The sequence below is a fragment of the Kribbella sp. NPDC051137 genome, from assembly GCF_040682535.1.
Lineage (GTDB): Bacteria > Actinomycetota > Actinomycetes > Propionibacteriales > Kribbellaceae > Kribbella > Kribbella karoonensis.
The window spans coordinates 472,914-489,759 of record NZ_JBFBBI010000004.1; the positions used below are offsets into that span (position 1 = coordinate 472,914).

Annotated in this window: 20 protein-coding genes; 11 read left to right on the forward strand and 9 right to left on the reverse strand. The window is 66.4% G+C overall.

Annotation, left to right across the window (positions count from 1 at the left end; genetic code table 11):
• Positions 1-1,854 (reverse strand): ABC transporter ATP-binding protein (locus AB0M51_RS23465; RefSeq protein ID WP_363750389.1); only part of this gene is annotated, 1,854 nt, incomplete at its 3' end.
• Positions 1,855-2,184: 330 nt separating this feature from the next.
• On the opposite strand from AB0M51_RS23465, the gene AB0M51_RS23470 reads away from it, so the two are divergent.
• The 3 genes from AB0M51_RS23470 to AB0M51_RS23480 all read left to right on the forward strand — a co-directional run bounded on the left by AB0M51_RS23470 (position 2,185) and on the right by AB0M51_RS23480 (position 4,415).
• A complete protein-coding gene (locus tag AB0M51_RS23470; protein WP_363750821.1) occupies positions 2,185-2,946 on the forward strand; it encodes a class I SAM-dependent methyltransferase in 762 nt (253 codons plus the stop codon).
• A 185-nt stretch (positions 2,947-3,131) separates the two neighbouring features.
• Entirely contained in the window at positions 3,132-3,866 is a 735-nt protein-coding gene (locus tag AB0M51_RS23475; RefSeq protein WP_363750391.1) for a class I SAM-dependent methyltransferase, read from the forward strand.
• Positions 3,867-4,046: 180 nt separating this feature from the next.
• Complete coding sequence (locus AB0M51_RS23480) at positions 4,047-4,415, forward strand: hypothetical protein (protein ID WP_363750393.1); 369 nt, start codon at positions 4,047-4,049, stop codon at positions 4,413-4,415.
• Positions 4,416-4,524: 109 nt separating this feature from the next.
• On the opposite strand, the gene AB0M51_RS23485 is transcribed toward AB0M51_RS23480, so the two are convergent.
• Complete coding sequence (locus tag AB0M51_RS23485) at positions 4,525-5,286, reverse strand: nucleotidyltransferase domain-containing protein (RefSeq protein WP_363750395.1); 762 nt, start codon at positions 5,284-5,286, stop codon at positions 4,525-4,527.
• 142 nt (positions 5,287-5,428) lie between these two features.
• Between AB0M51_RS23485 and AB0M51_RS23490 the strand changes: the two genes are divergently transcribed.
• From AB0M51_RS23490 to AB0M51_RS23510, 5 genes are all read left to right on the forward strand, one after another.
• Positions 5,429-6,139 (forward strand): class I SAM-dependent methyltransferase, encoded by a 711-nt coding sequence (locus AB0M51_RS23490; protein ID WP_344195425.1) that lies wholly within the window; start codon positions 5,429-5,431, stop codon positions 6,137-6,139.
• Between the two features lie 75 nt (positions 6,140-6,214).
• The gene (locus AB0M51_RS23495; protein ID WP_363750397.1) at positions 6,215-6,859 is read left to right on the forward strand and encodes a hypothetical protein; all 645 of its coding nucleotides are present in this window, start codon (positions 6,215-6,217) and stop codon (positions 6,857-6,859) included.
• A gap of 158 nt (positions 6,860-7,017) precedes the next feature.
• Complete coding sequence (locus AB0M51_RS23500) at positions 7,018-7,674, forward strand: DUF4304 domain-containing protein (protein ID WP_363750399.1); 657 nt, start codon at positions 7,018-7,020, stop codon at positions 7,672-7,674.
• Between the two features lie 26 nt (positions 7,675-7,700).
• A complete protein-coding gene (locus AB0M51_RS23505; protein ID WP_363750401.1) occupies positions 7,701-8,453 on the forward strand; it encodes a class I SAM-dependent methyltransferase in 753 nt (250 codons plus the stop codon).
• Positions 8,454-8,507: 54 nt separating this feature from the next.
• On the forward strand, positions 8,508-8,837 hold the full coding sequence (locus AB0M51_RS23510; RefSeq protein WP_363750403.1) for a hypothetical protein: 330 nt from the start codon (positions 8,508-8,510) through the stop codon (positions 8,835-8,837).
• An 11-nt stretch (positions 8,838-8,848) separates the two neighbouring features.
• Here AB0M51_RS23510 and AB0M51_RS23515 read toward each other — a convergent pair whose 3' ends face one another.
• The 5 genes from AB0M51_RS23515 to AB0M51_RS23535 form a co-directional block, all read right to left on the reverse strand.
• The gene (locus tag AB0M51_RS23515) at positions 8,849-9,766 is read right to left on the reverse strand and encodes an LD-carboxypeptidase (RefSeq protein ID WP_363750405.1); all 918 of its coding nucleotides are present in this window, start codon (positions 9,764-9,766) and stop codon (positions 8,849-8,851) included.
• Positions 9,767-9,830: 64 nt separating this feature from the next.
• Positions 9,831-10,337, reverse strand: a complete 507-nt coding sequence (locus AB0M51_RS23520; RefSeq protein ID WP_363750407.1) for a GNAT family N-acetyltransferase — start codon at positions 10,335-10,337, stop codon at positions 9,831-9,833.
• A 12-nt stretch (positions 10,338-10,349) separates the two neighbouring features.
• Positions 10,350-10,724 (reverse strand): DUF664 domain-containing protein, encoded by a 375-nt coding sequence (locus AB0M51_RS23525; protein WP_363750409.1) that lies wholly within the window; start codon positions 10,722-10,724, stop codon positions 10,350-10,352.
• Positions 10,721-11,302 (reverse strand): dihydrofolate reductase family protein, encoded by a 582-nt coding sequence (locus AB0M51_RS23530; RefSeq protein WP_363750411.1) that lies wholly within the window; start codon positions 11,300-11,302, stop codon positions 10,721-10,723. The genes AB0M51_RS23525 and AB0M51_RS23530 overlap by 4 nt, the downstream gene beginning before the upstream one ends.
• Before the next feature lie 65 nt (positions 11,303-11,367).
• On the reverse strand, positions 11,368-12,207 hold the full coding sequence (locus AB0M51_RS23535) for a helix-turn-helix domain-containing protein (RefSeq protein ID WP_363750415.1): 840 nt from the start codon (positions 12,205-12,207) through the stop codon (positions 11,368-11,370).
• Between the two features lie 78 nt (positions 12,208-12,285).
• Here AB0M51_RS23535 and AB0M51_RS23540 point away from each other — a divergent pair, with 78 nt between their 5' ends.
• Positions 12,286-12,690 carry an NUDIX domain-containing protein gene (locus AB0M51_RS23540; protein ID WP_363750417.1) on the forward strand — a complete coding sequence of 135 codons (405 nt, stop codon included), beginning with the start codon at positions 12,286-12,288 and terminating at the stop codon, positions 12,688-12,690.
• A gap of 330 nt (positions 12,691-13,020) precedes the next feature.
• Here AB0M51_RS23540 and AB0M51_RS23545 read toward each other — a convergent pair whose 3' ends face one another.
• Positions 13,021-13,275 carry a GNAT family N-acetyltransferase gene (locus tag AB0M51_RS23545; protein WP_363750419.1) on the reverse strand — a complete coding sequence of 85 codons (255 nt, stop codon included), beginning with the start codon at positions 13,273-13,275 and terminating at the stop codon, positions 13,021-13,023.
• Positions 13,276-13,656: 381 nt separating this feature from the next.
• On the opposite strand from AB0M51_RS23545, the gene metG reads away from it, so the two are divergent.
• Positions 13,657-15,141: a methionine--tRNA ligase gene (gene metG / locus AB0M51_RS23550; protein WP_344195401.1), complete on the forward strand. Its 1,485-nt coding sequence runs from the start codon at positions 13,657-13,659 to the stop codon at positions 15,139-15,141.
• Here metG and AB0M51_RS23555 read toward each other — a convergent pair.
• Positions 15,138-15,842: a methyltransferase domain-containing protein gene (locus AB0M51_RS23555; protein WP_344195399.1), complete on the reverse strand. Its 705-nt coding sequence runs from the start codon at positions 15,840-15,842 to the stop codon at positions 15,138-15,140. The two genes, metG and AB0M51_RS23555, sit on opposite strands and share 4 nt — an antisense overlap.
• A 79-nt stretch (positions 15,843-15,921) precedes the next feature.
• Between AB0M51_RS23555 and AB0M51_RS23560 the strand changes: the two genes are divergently transcribed.
• Entirely contained in the window at positions 15,922-16,845 is a 924-nt protein-coding gene (locus AB0M51_RS23560; RefSeq protein WP_344195397.1) for an aminoglycoside phosphotransferase family protein, read from the forward strand.
• Position 16,846: the final 1 nt, after the last annotated feature.

A 16,846-nucleotide genomic window follows, 5' to 3' on the forward strand; every position in this document is an offset into this window, starting at 1 on the left:
GGGATCGGTCGGCGGATCGGTCGGGGAATCGGACGGGGGAGCAGCCGGCGGAGCAGCCGGGGGATCGGGCGTTCGGTTCGGGTCCGGCTCGTGGTGACCGTCGTACGTCGGGCCGGAATCGCCGGCTTGCAAGAGTTCCCGGAACGGGCCGGGGGAGACGGCCAGCCCGGCACGGACTCCTTGCTGGACGATCCGGCCGCGGTCGAGGACTGCCACCAGCGGCGCTCGAGTGATCGTCGGGAGCCGGTGGGCGATCAGGACACCGGTACGCCCGGAGAGCAGCCGGTCCGAGGCGGCGATCACCAGCCGCTCGGTCAGCGGATCCATCCGCGCGGTCGCCTCGTCCAGGATCACCACTCGGACGTCGCGGACCAGCAGCCGGGCGAACGCGACCAACTGTTCCTCGCCCGCGGACAACGAGGTGCCACCTGGGCCGAGCAGTGTGTCCAGGCCGTCGGGCAGGCCCGCGACCCAGTCGCCGAGCCCGAGTTCCACGACGGCTGCCTCGATGACCGGCCTGGGCAGCTCGTCGTTGAACAGCGCGATGTTGTCGGCGAGGCTGCCGGCCAGGATCTCCGTCCGCTGGGTGACCACACCGACCGCCGCGCGCAGCTTTCGCAGATCGAGATCGCCGACATCGTGACCGGCCAGGAACACGCTGCCAGGCGGCGGTTCGGCGGCGCGCGAGATCAGTGAGGCCAGCGTCGACTTGCCCGAGCCGGTGCGTCCGACCAGAGCGATGGTCTGACCGTCCGGTACGCGCAGGTTGATGTCGCGGAGTGCGAAGGTGCCTTCGGCGTACGAGAAGTTCAGGTCGCGGATCTCCAGGTCCATCGGGCCGTCCGACGGCAGCTCGGACCCGCCTTCCGGCTCGGGTTCGGCGGCGAGCATCTGCCGCAGCCGCGTAATGGCGCCGAGCCCAGCCTGGAGATCAGGCAGGTTGTTGGCGACCGCCGCGATCTGCCCGACGAAGGTCGAGGTGACCAGGAACAGGGTCACCAACCGTGCCACGGTGAGATGGTTGTCGATGGCAAGGGCGATCCCGGCGACGCCAATCGCTGCCAGCAGGCCGTGCAACAGCACACCGGCCCGACGGGCGAGCCGGCTGTACACGGTGACTCTCGCGTTGAACTTCTCGTGCACCGCAGCCGAGAGCCGGGCCACCCGGGCCACGACGTGGGCTTGGCCCAGACTCGTCCGGAGATCGTCGCGGCCGGCGATGCCTTCCTCGAGGGCGGCGGCGTGATCGGTCCAGGCCATCTCCTCGACGACGGTCCGGCTGGCGATCTCGGCGAGGAGTTTGTGAATGGCGAGCCAGGTGACCACGGCCAGCACCGGAAACAGCACAACGGCCGGCCACCAGGTCACCGCGGCGACGATCCACATCGGGATCGTCCCGAGCAGGGTTCCCGCCAGCATCCACAGCTGCGAACGCAGCAGGTTGCCGACCTCGTGGGAGTCGTCGTCGACCCGGTCCAGGATCTCGCCGACGGCCTGTTCGTTGAGCGCGGCCAGCGGCTGTTGCAGAGCGGCCTGGAGTACGTCCTCCCGAAGCCGACCCTCAACCCGATCGGAAACACCCACCCAGACGACCTTGCCAAAGCTGTTGATCACGGCCCCGCCGACCAGACACACCATCAACAGCCCAACCAGCCGCCAACTCGGCCGTGCCGCCAGATGCCCGGCCACCACGCTGCCCAGCGTGGACCCCAGCGACGCGACCCCGGCGGCCGCGAGCGCCAACGTGGAGCCCGGCCCACGAAGCCGTCGCCAATCAACCCGCCGAGCCGGATCGGCAGACGCTGACGGCGCCGTCGTACGTGCATCGGGCAGCGACGTGAAGAGGTCGGTCATCAATCCGAACCCTAGGACGCGATGCGCACAGGTTCAGCCGGTTTTCCAGTCACCGCCGCCGCAGTGGACCTGTGGCTGCCGGCTGTTACCTGAATCCGCGGATCACGGAGTAGGTTCCGCGTTCTGGGACGACAGCAGATTCAGGATGCGCTCCTCTAGTTCGGCCCGGGGGAGCGGCTCTGTCGGCGTGGGGACGGCGAGCCACGGATTCGTCAGCGGCATGGCGTGATTCTCCCAGTCGCCCTTCGGGCCATGCGAAAACCATTGGAACCCGGCTTGCTCCGATGATGGACTGGCGTCCCGCCGTGAGCCTGGTACGTGACGGAGGTAATGGTTGTGACGGAATATGACGTGCTTGCCGAGGTGTACGAATGGCTCATCTCGGATGCAAAATTGCCTCCGGCCGAATTCGCCGCATCGTACGATGACGTCCTGAGCCTCCTGCCGCCGAACGCACGCGTCCTCGACTGTTCGTGCGGAACCGGACAGTTGGCGGTTGGCCTCGCCGGACGTGGCATAGAGGTTGTCGCAACTGATGCCAGCGAAGCAATGGTTCGTCGGACTGCAGAGTTGTCTGAAGAGTTTGGGGCGTCCGTCCGGGCGGTGCACGCGAACTGGGAAGAGTTGCCCGATCATTTCGAGGACGACACGTTCGACATGGTGTTCTGCGTAGGCAACTCCCTTCACCATGCCGTGGGCGCGACAGGCAGGGGTGCTGCTCTGGAGTCGATGTCACGCCTTCTGCGTCCTGGCGGGCGCTTGGTAATCACGTCCCGCACGTGGGAACTCGTGAGAGCCAGAGGTTCCCGGCTGGACATCTGGGACCGACTCGTCCGCCGGAACGGTCGCGATGCCGTCGTGGCGTACCGCTGGGAGATTGCGCCGCAGTGGGAGGATGAGCACCACATCGAGATCGCGATCGCGCAAGTTGATGCAGCTGGGCCGGTTCTCGTCCGCTCGGAACTGCTGTCCTGCTGGCCCTACCGGCACGAGGTACTCGAAGCGGACCTGCATCGCGTCGGACTCCGGACGGAAGCAAGCACGTTCGATCCCGAGGCCGAAAACTACACGGTGGTCGCGAGCAAGGTATAAACACCGGGGTAGTGGCAAACAGCCCGCGCCGAGGATTGACCTGATGCAATACGTGACTACTAGCCGACGCTCTGCGTATCAAGATCCTGCGCATTCCCGTCCGCTGATGGCGGCGGTGACAAAACCGCATGCAGAGCGGGCTGGACGAGGCGATAGGTGGTTACATGTCGGAGAGGTGCGACCGAATGTCCACGATCAGCAACTCAGAGGCGATCGCAGCGTGGGCGGCGATGCCGATTGACGCAATTGAGGCGTACGACGATCAGGGCGACTTTCCCAAGCGCCACTTGATGAATGGGAATGTGCTCCGGATGCTGGGGCCTGTCGATGGTCGGAAAGTGCTCGATGCAGGCAGCGGCGAAGGCTATTTGAGTCGGCTGTTGGCCGGAGGCGGAGCCGAGGTGGTTGGTGTGGAGCCGGCTGCCGCACTGCTGGCGCGTGCTCAGAAGATCGAGCAGGAACGGCGTCAGGGGATCAGGTTCGTGCAGGCTGATCTTTCGACGTTGCCGGAGGTTGGCCAGCCGTTCGATGCGGTGGTCTGCAGCATGGTGCTGCTCGCCATACCCGCCTGGCAGTCGGCGATGGCGGCGTGCGTCGGCGCGCTGAAGCCGGGCGGCCGGTTCGTCTTCTCGATTACTCATCCGGCGTTCGAGAATCTGTACCCAACGTGGCGGGATCACGGTCATTACCAACTTGATCGATACCTGGATGAGTACGAGATGCCAGAGGGTCATGCACCCGACTTTCACCGCCCGCTGTCTGCCTACATCAACGAGGTCATCGGTCTCGGGTGTCGCGTGATTGAACTGTGCGAACCGAGACTTGATCCACAGGTCGCACGAGACAGCGGAATCGAGGCGATCGAGTCCTACGTCGCGCTGCCGAACTTCCTGATCGTCAGCGCCGAACGCGACCGATGAGGTCATGCGGGGTAGTGGTTCCGCGGCCACGTAACTGACTCATTTGATGCGCTGCGCAGACCACTAGTTGACATAATGTCCGTTATCGGCGCTGAAACCACGGGTGTTTCACGTGTCAATGCTGGTCAGGTGAGGGAAGCTGAACCAATGATCAGTGGCCTCCTCCAACGAGTCGACGCAGTGCAGGTTCCCGTGCCCACCCTGGACGACGGTCTTCGGTTCTACACCGAGTCCTTGAGGCACCGCCTGAAGTGGCGCAACGACGCCATCGGCCAAGCCGGTCTGGAACTGCCGGACGGGGACAGCGAACTCGTCCTGACGACCGGCAACCGCTACGAACCCAACTGGCTCGTCAACGACGTCCCGTCCGCGATCGCCACCTTCGTCGCGGCCGGCGGCACCGTCATCTCAGACTCAACAGACATCCCGGTCGGTCGGGTCGCCGTCGTACAGGACCCGTTTGGCAACATGCTCATCCTGGTCGACCTGTCCAAAGGGCTCTACACCACCAAGTCCGACGGCACCGTCACCGGCGTACACCCGTCCTGACGACTGACCTTCCAGCTGGGGCTCTCCGCGGCCTAATGGCGCAGAAGGCAGACGTGACGCGTCGTTGCACGTGGATCCGGAAGTCGCGGAGACGGTCTCTGTCAGTTGTTCAACGGGAGGTTGCAGTACGTACGGCTTCGAGGAGGCGTCCTGCGGCCTCGATGTCGATCACGGCGCGTTCTGCCAACGCCTCGAACCCAGCTGGTGCCTGCGGCAACCTTGCGGCGGAGGCGACGATTCCTTTCTCGTTGACTGTCCATCGATGCGCGTGGCCATGCAGCGCCTGAGCCATCACGCCGATCGCGCGGAACAGGCATCCTGCGACGTAGACCCTGTCGTGTGGCGCCTTCCGAGCGCCGACGATCGAGAACTGTGCCTCCCACAGCGCCTCAACCAGCGCGTCGCCCAGTGGGCCGGGGTACTGCCGAGTGGCTACCTGCAGCTTGGTGAATTCACCCGTCGGATCGGCGAGTGTCTGGCACAGCGCGACTTCGCCGGCGTAGGTGTGGCTGTAGAAGCCGAGCGGATGCCCGACCTGACGTTCGACCGTGAAGCGACCTGCACGGCACTCGTCCCACACACCGTTCACTCGATCGAGGTCCCGGTAGATCCAATCGACAGCGTGCCCGCCGATCGTGAGCCAGGCGCCGCCGTCCACCCATGGTCCCCAGTCGCCCAAGCCGAACACCTGGTGTTTCGAGGCGACCTCGGCCGCCAGTTCGCGGAGCTGATCGATATCCAGGCGACCACGGTAGTAGATTCCGAGATCTGTGTCGCTGTCGGGACGCTGCTCGCCACGGGCTCGGCTTCCACCCAGCACGACAGCTACGACGCCGGGAATGACAGCGAGCCGTTCGACCACTTCGTCCATCACAAGTCATACCCTTCCACATTCGGATCTTCGGGTGATCGTGCGTAGAACTCCGGGCGCCCGCTCCCCCGTCTCAGCATCTCCGTCGGGCTCGGTTCTACGGTCCGGTCAAACGAACCGGACCGGATGGTAGGAACTTTCCATGTCTTCCAGACAGGACCCCGAGCCCGATCAGTACGACGCGTTCGCTCTCGCGTACTCCTCAGCAAACGACCGCAACCTTTACAACGCCTACTACGCGCGGCCAGAACTGCTTCGCCTCTCGGGCGACGTGTCAGGCCTCCGGGTGCTCGATGTCGGATGCGGCGCCGGCCCGTTGAGCAAGCAACTGCAGGACAGAGGTGCGGACGTCTCGGGCTTCGACGGTAGCGCCGCGATGATCGATCTGGCCCGGCAACGCTTGGGCGACGACGTGGACCTCAGAGTTGCAGACCTCGCCGCACAACTGCCGTACGGCGACAGCGAATTCGACCTAGCGGTTGCGTCCCTCGTCCTGCACTACATCAAGGACTGGGCGCCGCCGCTCGCCGAGTTGCGGCGGGTCCTGAAACCAGGAGGGCGGCTGGTCGTGGCGACCATGCATCCCACCGTGTACGCCGTGGGCCATCCGGACGCCGACTATTTCGCCCTCACCCAGTACTCCGACGACTACGAGATGGACGGCCAGACAGTGTGGATGACCTATTGGCACCGTCCCCTGCAGGCCGTCTTCAACGCCTTCGTCGACGCAGGCTTCCACATCTCGAAGGTGAGCGAGCCGCCTCCGGCCGCCGACACTCCCCCAGAGCTCCTGCCGACCGCGGATGGGCGCTCATTTATCTGCTTCCTCTTCCTCGAACTGACGTCTGCGTGACGCTGTTCGCCGGCACCATAGACCGGTTCCTGACAGCCCAACATTCTCGCCCCCCGGACTCGTTAGCGTCGGTTCATGAGGATCTGGCGGTCGGCCGACAACTGGCGGCGAGTGGCACAGAAGCAGTTGCGGCGTAGTCAGGCCGCCGTCGCGACGGGGAACTGGCGGGAGGCCGCGGCCGCCAACCGGCGTGCGCAGCTGGCGATCCAGCGTGCCGCCGCGGCGTCGGAGCTGACGTCGAAGGATGCGCAGGTGCTGGCATCGTTGCACTACGACCTCACCGAGATCCACAGCGTTGGCGGTCACCTGTACGCCGCGGTGGATCAGGCGGAGAAGGCTTGGCAGCTGTACCACCGGCTCGACCCGGCCGGCGGTGATCCGGCGAAGGTGGACAACACCCTCGGAGCGGAGGGCGAGCAGGCTGTTGCGCATGCGGCGGACGCGCTGGTGCGGCTCGCACGGCTCAGGGCGATGCGGCTCGTGGAATCGCGGCGGCTGGCTGATGAGTACAGTCGGTCCTCCGGCCACTACCAGCCGATCGGCGGCCAGCCACTGACTCCGACCGATCTCCAGGAGCAGGCCTGGGTTCGCGAGCACGCCGAGCTGGCCGTCACCCACTACGAACGCCTGACGCGGATCAGCGCCCGGTACGGCGAGCCGGACCTCGCTCGGGTCCGCACCGGCCGCGACCGGGCCCTTGCCGCGTTGCGCAAGCTCTGACTCCAGCCGCCCGACTCTCTGTACTCCAAGAGCCGTCGATATCAGTCAAGTTGAAACAGCAGAGAGAGACCTTCTCCCCCCTGTGTACGTCGTGGCAATCAGCGTGGCCGGACAACCCGTTCGGCGTGCGCGATAGCCCACTGTGAGATCGTGTCGCCGTGACGGCCCAAGAGGCTTTGAAGGTCGCGCTGCGGAACGTGTTGGGACCTAACGCCCGCAGCCACGGATACAAGGGCTCTGCGCCCACCTGGCGGAAGTCGAACGCCTCAGGCGACTGGGCTGTCGTGAATGTCCAGTCCTCGTCGTGGAGCACCGCCGAACGCCTCAGGTGCGTCGTCAATCTGGCCGTTGCCCCAGAGCCTTGGCTGCGCTGGCAGCGCGAGCGGCTGGGCGCCGGCATGCCGAAGTCGGTGACCGAGTACTTGGGCCTCTATCGCGAACGGCTCCATCCCGCTGAGGCGCCCGCGGGAACAGACGGTTGGTGGGAGGTCCGCGATGCCGAGTCTGCGGTCAGCGCTGCGACCGACATCGTTGCGCAGCTCGAGCATGCTTGGTGGCCTGTGCTCGATCGCCTGCTGACGCCGGGCGGCATGCTGCAACAGGTCGGGAACGGCGATCTCGGCTACATGAAGCGCCCGAATCACGGCGTCTTCTTCGCGAGCGCCGGAGCCTTGCTGCGGATGGATCAGGGACCCAGTGACGCTCTGGAGGCCGACCTGCAGACCGCACTCGATTTCTGCATGCCTGAGCAGAAAGAGAACGCCGAGCAGTTCGACGCCTGGGTGCGAGAACAGGCTCGTCGCGGTGCCAGTTGAACGACGCGAGTGAGAGGAGCCTCTCGATGGGTGGGCAGTTCTACTCGGATGCGAGGTTGTACGACCGGTTGTTTCCCGGTGGCGGGCGGGCCGTGGGTTTCTACCGGGCCGAGGCCGATCGGTGCAATGGGCGTGTGTTGGAGCTCGGGTGTGGCACTGGGCAAAAGCTGATCCCGATCGCGGCCGACGGGCATCCGTGCGTGGGACTGGAGCTCTCACCGGAGATGCTTGCCGAAGCTCGGCGCAAGGCGGACGAGCGCGGCGTACAGGTGGAGTGGGTGCAGGGCGACATGCGCGAGTTCGACCTGGGTCGAACTTTTGACCTCGTGTTCATCGCCGGCAATTCCTTGCTCCATCTGCAGGAGGCTGAGGACTTGGTGGGCTGCTTCCGGTCGGTGAAAAGGCACCTCGCGCCTGGAGGGCGGCTCGTTTTCGAAGTGTTCAACCCGAGCGTGCGTATGCTCGCCCAGGCTGACGGCGTTCGACGCAGACGTGAGGCGTTGTCGTTCGTGGATCCGGATCGTGGCGTGGTGTACGTCGATGTCGCGGAGACCTATGACGCGGCCGCGCAGGTAACTCGCGGGAGCTGGCATTTCTCGACCGATACCGAGGCCGACTTCGCTGTCGCGCCCCTCGAGATCAGGAGCATCTTTCCCCAGGAGTTGCCCCTGCTGCTCTCGCTGGGCGGTCTCCGGCTTGTTGAACGCCTCGGCGATTGGTCCAGGGCACCGTTCACCGCAGATGCGGCCCTCCAACTCTGTCTCTGCGAACCGGACTGAACCGAGCGCCGGCAGCGTGAGATGCTGGACGACCTTGGCTCTCGAAGGGTGTCCATGTCCAACGTGCCGGTTGCTCGTCCGAGGATCGTCTGTCTGTGCGGTTCGCTGCGTTTCAGCGAGGAGTTTGCCGCCGAGCGCACGCGCCTGACGCTGGACCTGGCGATCGTTCTGGCACCGGAGGCCACCGAGGCGTCGGTGCTGGATTCTTCGCTCGTACAAGCCTTGGGTGAGCTGCACCTGCGCCGAATCGATCTCGCAGACGAGGTACGCATCGTGAACCCCGGTGGGTACCTCGGCGAGGCCACCCGCCGCGAGATCGCGTACGGGACCGCATCGGGCAAGCGCATCACGTACTTGCACGAACCGGCGATGACGGACACCTAGTCGCTCACCGTTCAGCGGACGCCTGGGTCGACGGTGAGCGTGCCTGCTGTGGGGTTGATTGTCGCCACGGAGCCGAGTGGGACGGTGGCGGGTTGTGCACCGTGTCCGATCGGCAGCCCGCCGAGGATCGGAACGTCGAGCTTCGACAAACGGTCGCGCAGGACGTCAAGCACGGTCCATCCGTTGCAGACGTCGTCCTCGAATCCGATGACCTGCCCGACGGCGACACCGCGCAGGCCGTCGAGCAGACCCGAGCGCATCAGCTGGGTCAGTTGACGGTCGACCATGCCAAGACCTGTGCCATGGTTCAGCTCGATCAGGAGGATGCCGCCGTTCAGGCTGGGCAGGTCGACGCCGATCGCCCCGCGAACGGTGTCGAGGTTGCCGCCCATCAGCAATCCAGAAGCAGCTTCGCCTTCGGTCAGCGCGGCGCTCAGCTCGTTCGGATCCTGGCGAACGACGATCTCGTCGGTGGTCATCAGGGCCTGGCGTAAGGCCTCGGCACACTCGGGACCGCAGTTCGGCTCGTACCAGCTCATGGAGGGACCGTGGATGCCGACCAGGCCGACCTCCTTCCACAGCGCGAGGTGCAACGCCGTGATGTCGCTGAATCCGATCAGCGGTTTCGGGTCACGTCGTACGGCGTCGAAGTCCAGGCCGCCGGCGATACGGTAGGCGCCTTTGCCGCCGCGGGTGGCGAAGACCGCACGTACTCCTGGGTCACGGAAGGCGTCGTTCAGGTCGGCCAATCGGTCCTCGTCGGCGCCGGCCAGGTAGCCCAGGCTGTCGAAGACGTGGTCGCCGAGCTCGACCTCGAGGCCCCAACCGGTGAGGAGGTTGACCCCGTTCGCCACGAGCTCCCGGTCGGGTGTGCTGGCTGGGGACACGAAGCGGACGCGGTCACCGGGATGCAAGCGAGGCGGGAGCATGGTCCGGAGTCTGACAGCAGCCTCCGACAACTTCGGTGCGTCCACTCCCCCTCGGCGGCAACCGTCAGCTACAGCGGTGTACGAATCCGACGTAGTCCGCGCCGGCCGGCCCTGGCCGTGAAGTTCCGTCTCGGGTCCAGCCGTGTCGCTCGTAGAACCGGATCGCGCGAGAGTTGCGCTCCCAGACGTCTACCTCCCCCACGGCGTCGGTCTGGCGTGCGATGGAGATGAAGCGTGCCATCAGAGCGCTACCAACCCCGCTCGACCACTGGGACGGCTCGACGAAGATCCCGGCGAGTCGGACGCGGGTCTCGTGAGGTGCATTGGTCGGAAACACTCTGTTGAGGTCCAGCGTGATCACGCCGGCGATGTCCTCGCCCAAGGCAGCTACGAGGACGGTGAGTCGAGCGTCTGCCACCATGCTGCGCCACGTCTCCCGGTACCTCTCGTCAGGAACCGCTGCCACCTGATGACCGCCGGCACCGTAGTACACAGCCCGCGACCGCGCATGCAGCTCCGCAAGCACATCCGCGTCGCCGGGCGTTGCGTCTCGAAGACAGACTTCAGCCATGAGGTCCCCAGTTCAATAGCCGCGTGTGCCGTCGAGTTTCTCGCGCAGGATGTCCAGGTGGCCGAGGTGGCGGGCTTCGTAGCGGCTCAAGAGGTCGGGGATTGGGCGACCGCCGGTGCGCCAGCCTCCGTCGCTGTCCCGGGCGAAGGTTTCGTCCGCAAGGGACGGGAAGCTGCCGGCGAACCAGTCGTGCTCGGTCTGCCGGAGATGCGAGACGACCCCGGCGACCGTCATGCGCGGGGACGTCTCCAGCAGGGCGCGATCGGCCAGTTCGATCGGCAGTCCGTCGACCTTTCGACGTACGGTTGCCCGTTGCCAGTCGAGGAACCCGGTCAGCACCTCACGCTCGTCGGCGGTGCCGTCGGGGAAGACACGCTCGACGCTCAACGGCGTACCTGATAGCGCAGGTGAAGCACACGGTTGCCCTGGACCACCTCGCCAGGATCCTCCAGCAGGTGCTGCGCGTCGACCGCACCGAAGTATCGCTTACCGGATCCGAGCACGACGGGTACGACGTCCATCCGCACCTCGTCGACCAGACCCGCGGCAAGCACCTGTCCCCCGACGTCGCCGGCCGCGACCTCTACGATCCGCTCCCCCGCAAGCTCCTGTGCCTTGGCGACGGCTGCCTCCACGCCGTCGACGAAATGAAACGGCGCGTCGGGATCCCAGCCCTCGGGCGCCGGACGGTGCGTCACGACGACCACGTGCTCGACTGCACCCGGAGGCTTTCCGTCCCAGCCGTCGGTCATGTCGAAGACGTGGCGGCCGACGACTGTCGCCCCGATCTGGTCCCAGTACGGACGGGTGTAGTCGTACGACGTCTGCGACACCTTCAGGACGCCGCCCTCGTCCAACGGGACATCACCGGTGAGCAGCCAGTCGAACAGCGGTCCGGGCTGGTCGTTCTCGTCCGCGACGAAGCCGTCCACCGACACCGAGCTGTACATGACCACCTTGCCCACGGGGCTCTCCTCTGCTTTGGGGAGCCCCAAACTAGCGTGTCGCGAGCTGTCGTTCTTGTAAGAAATCAATCGGCCGGCAGCGGCCAGCTGTCCAGGACGTGGCCGGGATGTTCGCGCAGGAACCGCCGGCGGACTTCGACGTACCGGGTCGGCGTGAGTCCCGTGAACGCCCGGAACTCGTGGCCGAAGTGGGCCTGGTCGAAGTAGCCCGCGCCACCCGCGAGTTCGCCCCAGTCGATCGGTCCGGCCGGGTCGATCGCGAACACGATGCCGGCGAAGCGGTACGTGCGCGCCAGCCGCTTCGGCGTGACACCGATCAGCTCCTTGAACCGCTGGGTCAGATGAGTACTGCTGACACCGGCGGCCACGCTCAGGTCGCCGATCGCCACCGCCCCGCCGGCCGCCGCGATGACGCTGCTCGTATGGCGGACCAGCCCGAGGCCGGCGCTCTCGCTCAGTCGTCGCATCAGCTCTTCCTCGAGGAGCGTCAGCATCTCCTGCGGTCCGCTCGCGGCGGCCAGCCGGTCCCGCAGTTCGGCGATCGCGGGCCGGCCCCAGACCTGCTCGACCGTCACCGGCAGGTCGCACAGCTCGGCCGCGGGCATCGGCAGGAACGGCGCTAGCCCCCACGGCTTGAAGTGCACGCCGACGGAGCGCGACCCGGGTGGGTAGCCGAACTCCAGCGCGCGGGTGGGCGTGGTGATCACGCAGCCGTCCGCGTATTCGGCCGCCTCGATGTCGGCACCGGCGCGGATGCGGAACGGTTCTCCGAGGTTGACGATGAGCAGCGCGGCCGGCATCGGTGGCAGCATCAGCCGGGCGTACGGCGGCGTACCCTCCAGGAAGTAGAGGTCGTCGATCAGCCCGTCCAACGGCGGTCGCGGCACTCTGGACACGTACTCCACGCCTACAGCATCGCCGACGGCGGGAGCGATGTGCAGGATGTCCGTGGCTTGTCGGTGGTCGCGCCTAGGATGCCGCGCATGGGCGCCCGGATTGAGATCGCAACCGCTGTACTCGTCCGCGACGGCCTCGTGCTGCTCGCGCATCGGCACCCCGGGCGCGAGGCGTATCCCGACAGCTGGAGCTTCCTCGGCGGCCACGTCGAGCCCGGCGAGCTCCCCCACGAGGCCGTCGCCCGGGAGTGCCGGGAGGAGATCCGCGTCGACATCGACAACCCTCGCCCCATCGCCATGACGGTCAACAACCCGGTCCTCACCATGCACGGTTTCCTCGTCACCCGCTGGGCAGGAGAACCCTTCAACGCAGCACCCGAAGAACACGACGACCTCCGCTGGTTCCGCCCCAGCTACCTCACAAACCTGAAGCTGGCCCACCCAGAAACCCTGCCGAGCATCCTGGAAGCGGTCCGCGTGGCTGCTGGGTAGTGTCCCGCGCGGCTGGCTGAAGTTCGTTCGGGTGACAGGTGTCGGGTCCGCCCGGCCTCAACTTTGTGAAGCCACCGACCATGCGGCGGCGGCGAAAACGGTCGGTGGCTTCACAAAGATGTCCCGCAGCGGCTTACTCGAGGTCACTTTGTGCACGAGATCCGTGCCGGTCCGGCGCGACGGTGCGGATCTGGTGCACAAAGACGAGCCGGTGGACCTGCCCGACCTGGCCTGTGCACAGCCGCTGGGGTCAGTGAACAAGCCCTGGGGGCCGGGGATCTGTTGTTGCCCGGACTTATCTCACCAATGTCAGAAGCAGGACCTAGCTGCCTACGACAGCTGCTTGCGCATCAGGGTGATCCGGGTTTCGTAGCGCGTCGTGGAGCCGTCCGGAGCCTGCTGGTTCCAGGAGGCGGACTCGTGCCCGGTTTGCGCGTATCCCAGACGCTCGTACAACGTGCGCGGGCGTGAGTTGTTGTCGTCGACACCCAGTTCGACCCAGCGGAGTCCGTGGTCGCGTGCTCGTTGCTCCAATTCGCCGATCAGGACTGTGCCGATCCCGCAGGATCGCAGCTCCGCCCGCACCGACAGTTGCCAGATGGTCGCCGCGCCGGGTGGTTTCGTATAGTCGATCCCGCCGACATCGCCTCGGCTACGTACACGAGATCCGTGGCTGTGCCGTACCAGCCGCACGCGGGCAGATCCGACTCGGTCAGATTGCGAGTGGTGAGCGGAACTACGACCTCGGCCATAGGTGGCAGCCTGGCAGGTTCCTTCCGGGAGGTGCCAGTGAATTGGTTCGTCGGGAGCTGGGCGGCCCGGTAGTCTCGGGGTATGGCTTTTGTGCGGCGAATGATGGGTCCCTTGGTGGGCCTTGTCGTCTTGCGCTGAAAAGCAGTCGGTCGAGCCCGCGGTGGTGGGCTCGGCGTGATGTGGGGCCTCCTGCCGCTGTGTCAGGAGGAACTCATGTACTACGTCACCACCGCACTCCCTTACGTGAATGCTGCCCCGCATCTCGGGCATGCGCTCGAGTTTGTGCAGGCGGACGTGCTTGCTCGTCACCGGAGGCTTCGGGGCCAGCCGGTCCGGTTTCTGTCGGGTACTGACGACCACGCGTTGAAGAACGTGCTCGCGGCACGGAGAGCCGGCGAGCCGGTGGCCGACTATGTCAGCACGGCGGCCGACAGGTTCCAGGCGCTGCAGGATGTTCTCGATCTCAGCTGTGACGACTACATCCGGACCTCGTCCGATCCGCGACATCGTCCCGGCGTGGAATATCTGTGGGAGCGCTGCGCAGCAGCGGGCGACTTCTACCGGCACACCTATACAGGCCTGTACTGCGTCGGCTGCGAGCAGTTCTACGAGCCGGACTCACTGGTCGAGGGCGTCTGCCCGGAGCACGGCGTACAGCCCGAGCAGGTGACCGAGACCAACTGGTTCTTCCGCCTCTCCAGGTACTGCGAGCAGATCAGGGACGCGATCACCTCCGGAGCGCTCACGATCAACCCGGCCCAGAAGCGCAACGAGGTACTCGCGCTTCTCGACCAAGGCCTGCAGGACTTCAGCGTGTCGCGGCCGGCTGATCGCGCGGGTGGATGGGGCATACCTGTCCCCCAAGACCCCGCTCAGGTGATCTACGTGTGGTGGGACGCCCTCACCAACTACGTCACCGCGCTCGGTGTCGACCGCGACAGCGAGGAGTTCGAGTCCTGGTGGGCCGGCGACGGTGAACGCGTGCACGTGATCGGCAAGGGCATCACCCGCTTCCATGCCGTCTACTGGATCGGCCTCCTGCTCTCGGCAGGTCTGCCGCTCCCGACCACGATCCACGTCCACGACTATGTCAACGTCGGCGGCACCAAGCTCTCGAAGAGCACCGGGAACATCGTCGATCCTGTCGACCTGGTCGACGCCTACGGTACGGACGCGTTGCGCTGGTGGATCACCCGCGAGGTGCCGCTGCTCGGCGACACCGAGTTCACCGCGCAACGCCTGGTCCAGGCCTACAACACCGACCTCGCCAACGGGATCGGGAACCTCGCCAACCGCACCACGACCCTGCTGCACAAGTACTACGACGGACAGCCGTGCACCGACGACGAACCCGTCGTCGGGCCGACCTGGGACAGCGCCGGCCTCGACAGCGCCTGCACCGCGCTCCCGTCGAACGTCGACGCCGCCCTCGGGACCGCGGACTTCCGGGCAGCAACCGCCCACCTGGTTGCCGCTGTCGGCATCGCGAATCAGCTGCTCAACGCGGCGGAGCCGTGGAAGAGGCTGAAGGACCCGGACGGCGACACGCACCTCAGCCATCGTCTCCTCAGTCGCGTCGCGCGGGCATGTCGCACGATCGCGACGGAGCTCACCCCGTTCTGCCCAGCCGGAGCTGCGCGGCTCACAGCACAGCTGGAGGGCGCACCTCCCGTGCCGGTCTTCGTCCGTCTGACCTAGGCGGCCTCGAGGACGAAGAAGATGAAGCTGATGAAGCGCGGGTTCTCGACGTGCTTCAGCTCTTCCGGGATCAGGTCGCGTGGGGTGTCGGGCGCTATCGGCGGCTCGGTGATGGAGACGATGCGGAAGCCGGCGGCCGTGAAGTCGTCGACCATGGTCTGCAGCGGGCGGTGCCAGTTCGTGTAGACGACGGTGCGGCCGGCGTGTTCGGCGTCGTACGAGAACTCGACGACGTCGAAGTACCTGCCGTCAGGGTTCAGGGCTTGGTACAGGATGGGGTGGTTCACCGACAGGAGCAGGCGGCCGCCCGGCTTCAGGACACGGCGCAGTTCGGCGAGCGGCTTGGCCCAGTCCTCGAGGTAGTGCAGCACCAGCGACGCCACGACGTCGTCGAAGGCCGCGTCCTCGTACGGGAGCGGCTCGGCAAGGTCGCCGGCGGTCAGGTCGACGTCGTCGCCGAGGCGCCGGCGGGCCAGTTCGAGCATCGCGGTGCTCTGGTCGAAGCCGGTCATGATCGCGCCCTTGTCGCGGAGCGCGGCTGACAGCGGGCCGGAGCCGCAGCCGACGTCGAGGATGCGGCGGCCCGCGACGTCGCCGGCGAGTTTCAGCATCGCCGGGCGTTCGTAGTGGCCGTTGAGCAGATTGGTCTCGTTGTCCGCGGAGTACGCCTCGGCGAACTCGTCGTAGTCGGTCTTCGGCATCACCCGATCCAACAGCAACCGGCCGGTGATGTCGAGAAAACCGGAGGCCCGGGGGCGCGTTGTCGGGCATGCTGTCGGGATGAGTGAGACACCGGATCTCGGTCCCGTGCCGGAACGCATCGAGGTCGCGGCTGCCCAGGTACGTCGTCTCGTCGCGGAGCAGTTCCCCCGCTGGGCCGATCTCGCCGTACGGCCGGTGGCCAACGGCGGCTGGGACAACCGGACGTTTCACCTGGGCACCGACATGGTCGTGCGGATGCCCAGTGCGGCCGAGTACGCGCAGGCGGTCGAGAAGGAGCACCGGTGGCTTCCGGTGCTCGCTCCCCAACTGCCGTTGCCGATCCCGGTGCCGCTGGCGCAAGGTGTGCCGACGCCGGAGTACCCGCATCCGTGGTCGGTCTACCGGTGGCTCGACGGCGTGCCCGCGGCTCCGGACCGCATCGCCGATCCCGTGCGGTTTGCGCTCGACCTGGCGGGGTTCCTCGCCGCCTTGCAGCGCGTCGACGCCACGGACGGCCCTCAGCCGGGTGTCCACAACTGGTACCGCGGTGGCACGCTGCGCACGTACGACAAGAACACGCAGGTTGCCTTCGACGAACTCGCCGGCCAGGTCGACGTCGAGCTGGCCCGAGAGATCTGGACGAACTCGCTCGAGGCACGCTGGGATCGGGTGGACCGCTGGTTCCACGGCGACGTCGCCGAGGGAAACCTGTTGCTGGACGACGGCCGGTTGTCAGCGGTGATCGACTTCGGCACGTGCGGGGTCGGTGATCCGGCGTGCGACCTGGCGGTCGCCTGGACGCTGCTGGACGCCGAAGGCCGCAAGGCGTTCCGGGACCGGCTGGCGGTGGACGATCCGACCTGGGCACGCGGCCGCGGCTGGGCGCTGTGGAAGGCACTCGCAACCTATCGCTCCACGTACGACGATCCCGAGGATGCCGCGGCGGCTGCGAGCGCGAAGCATGTCCTGGAGGAGATCTTCGCCGAGTACCAGGACCGCTGAC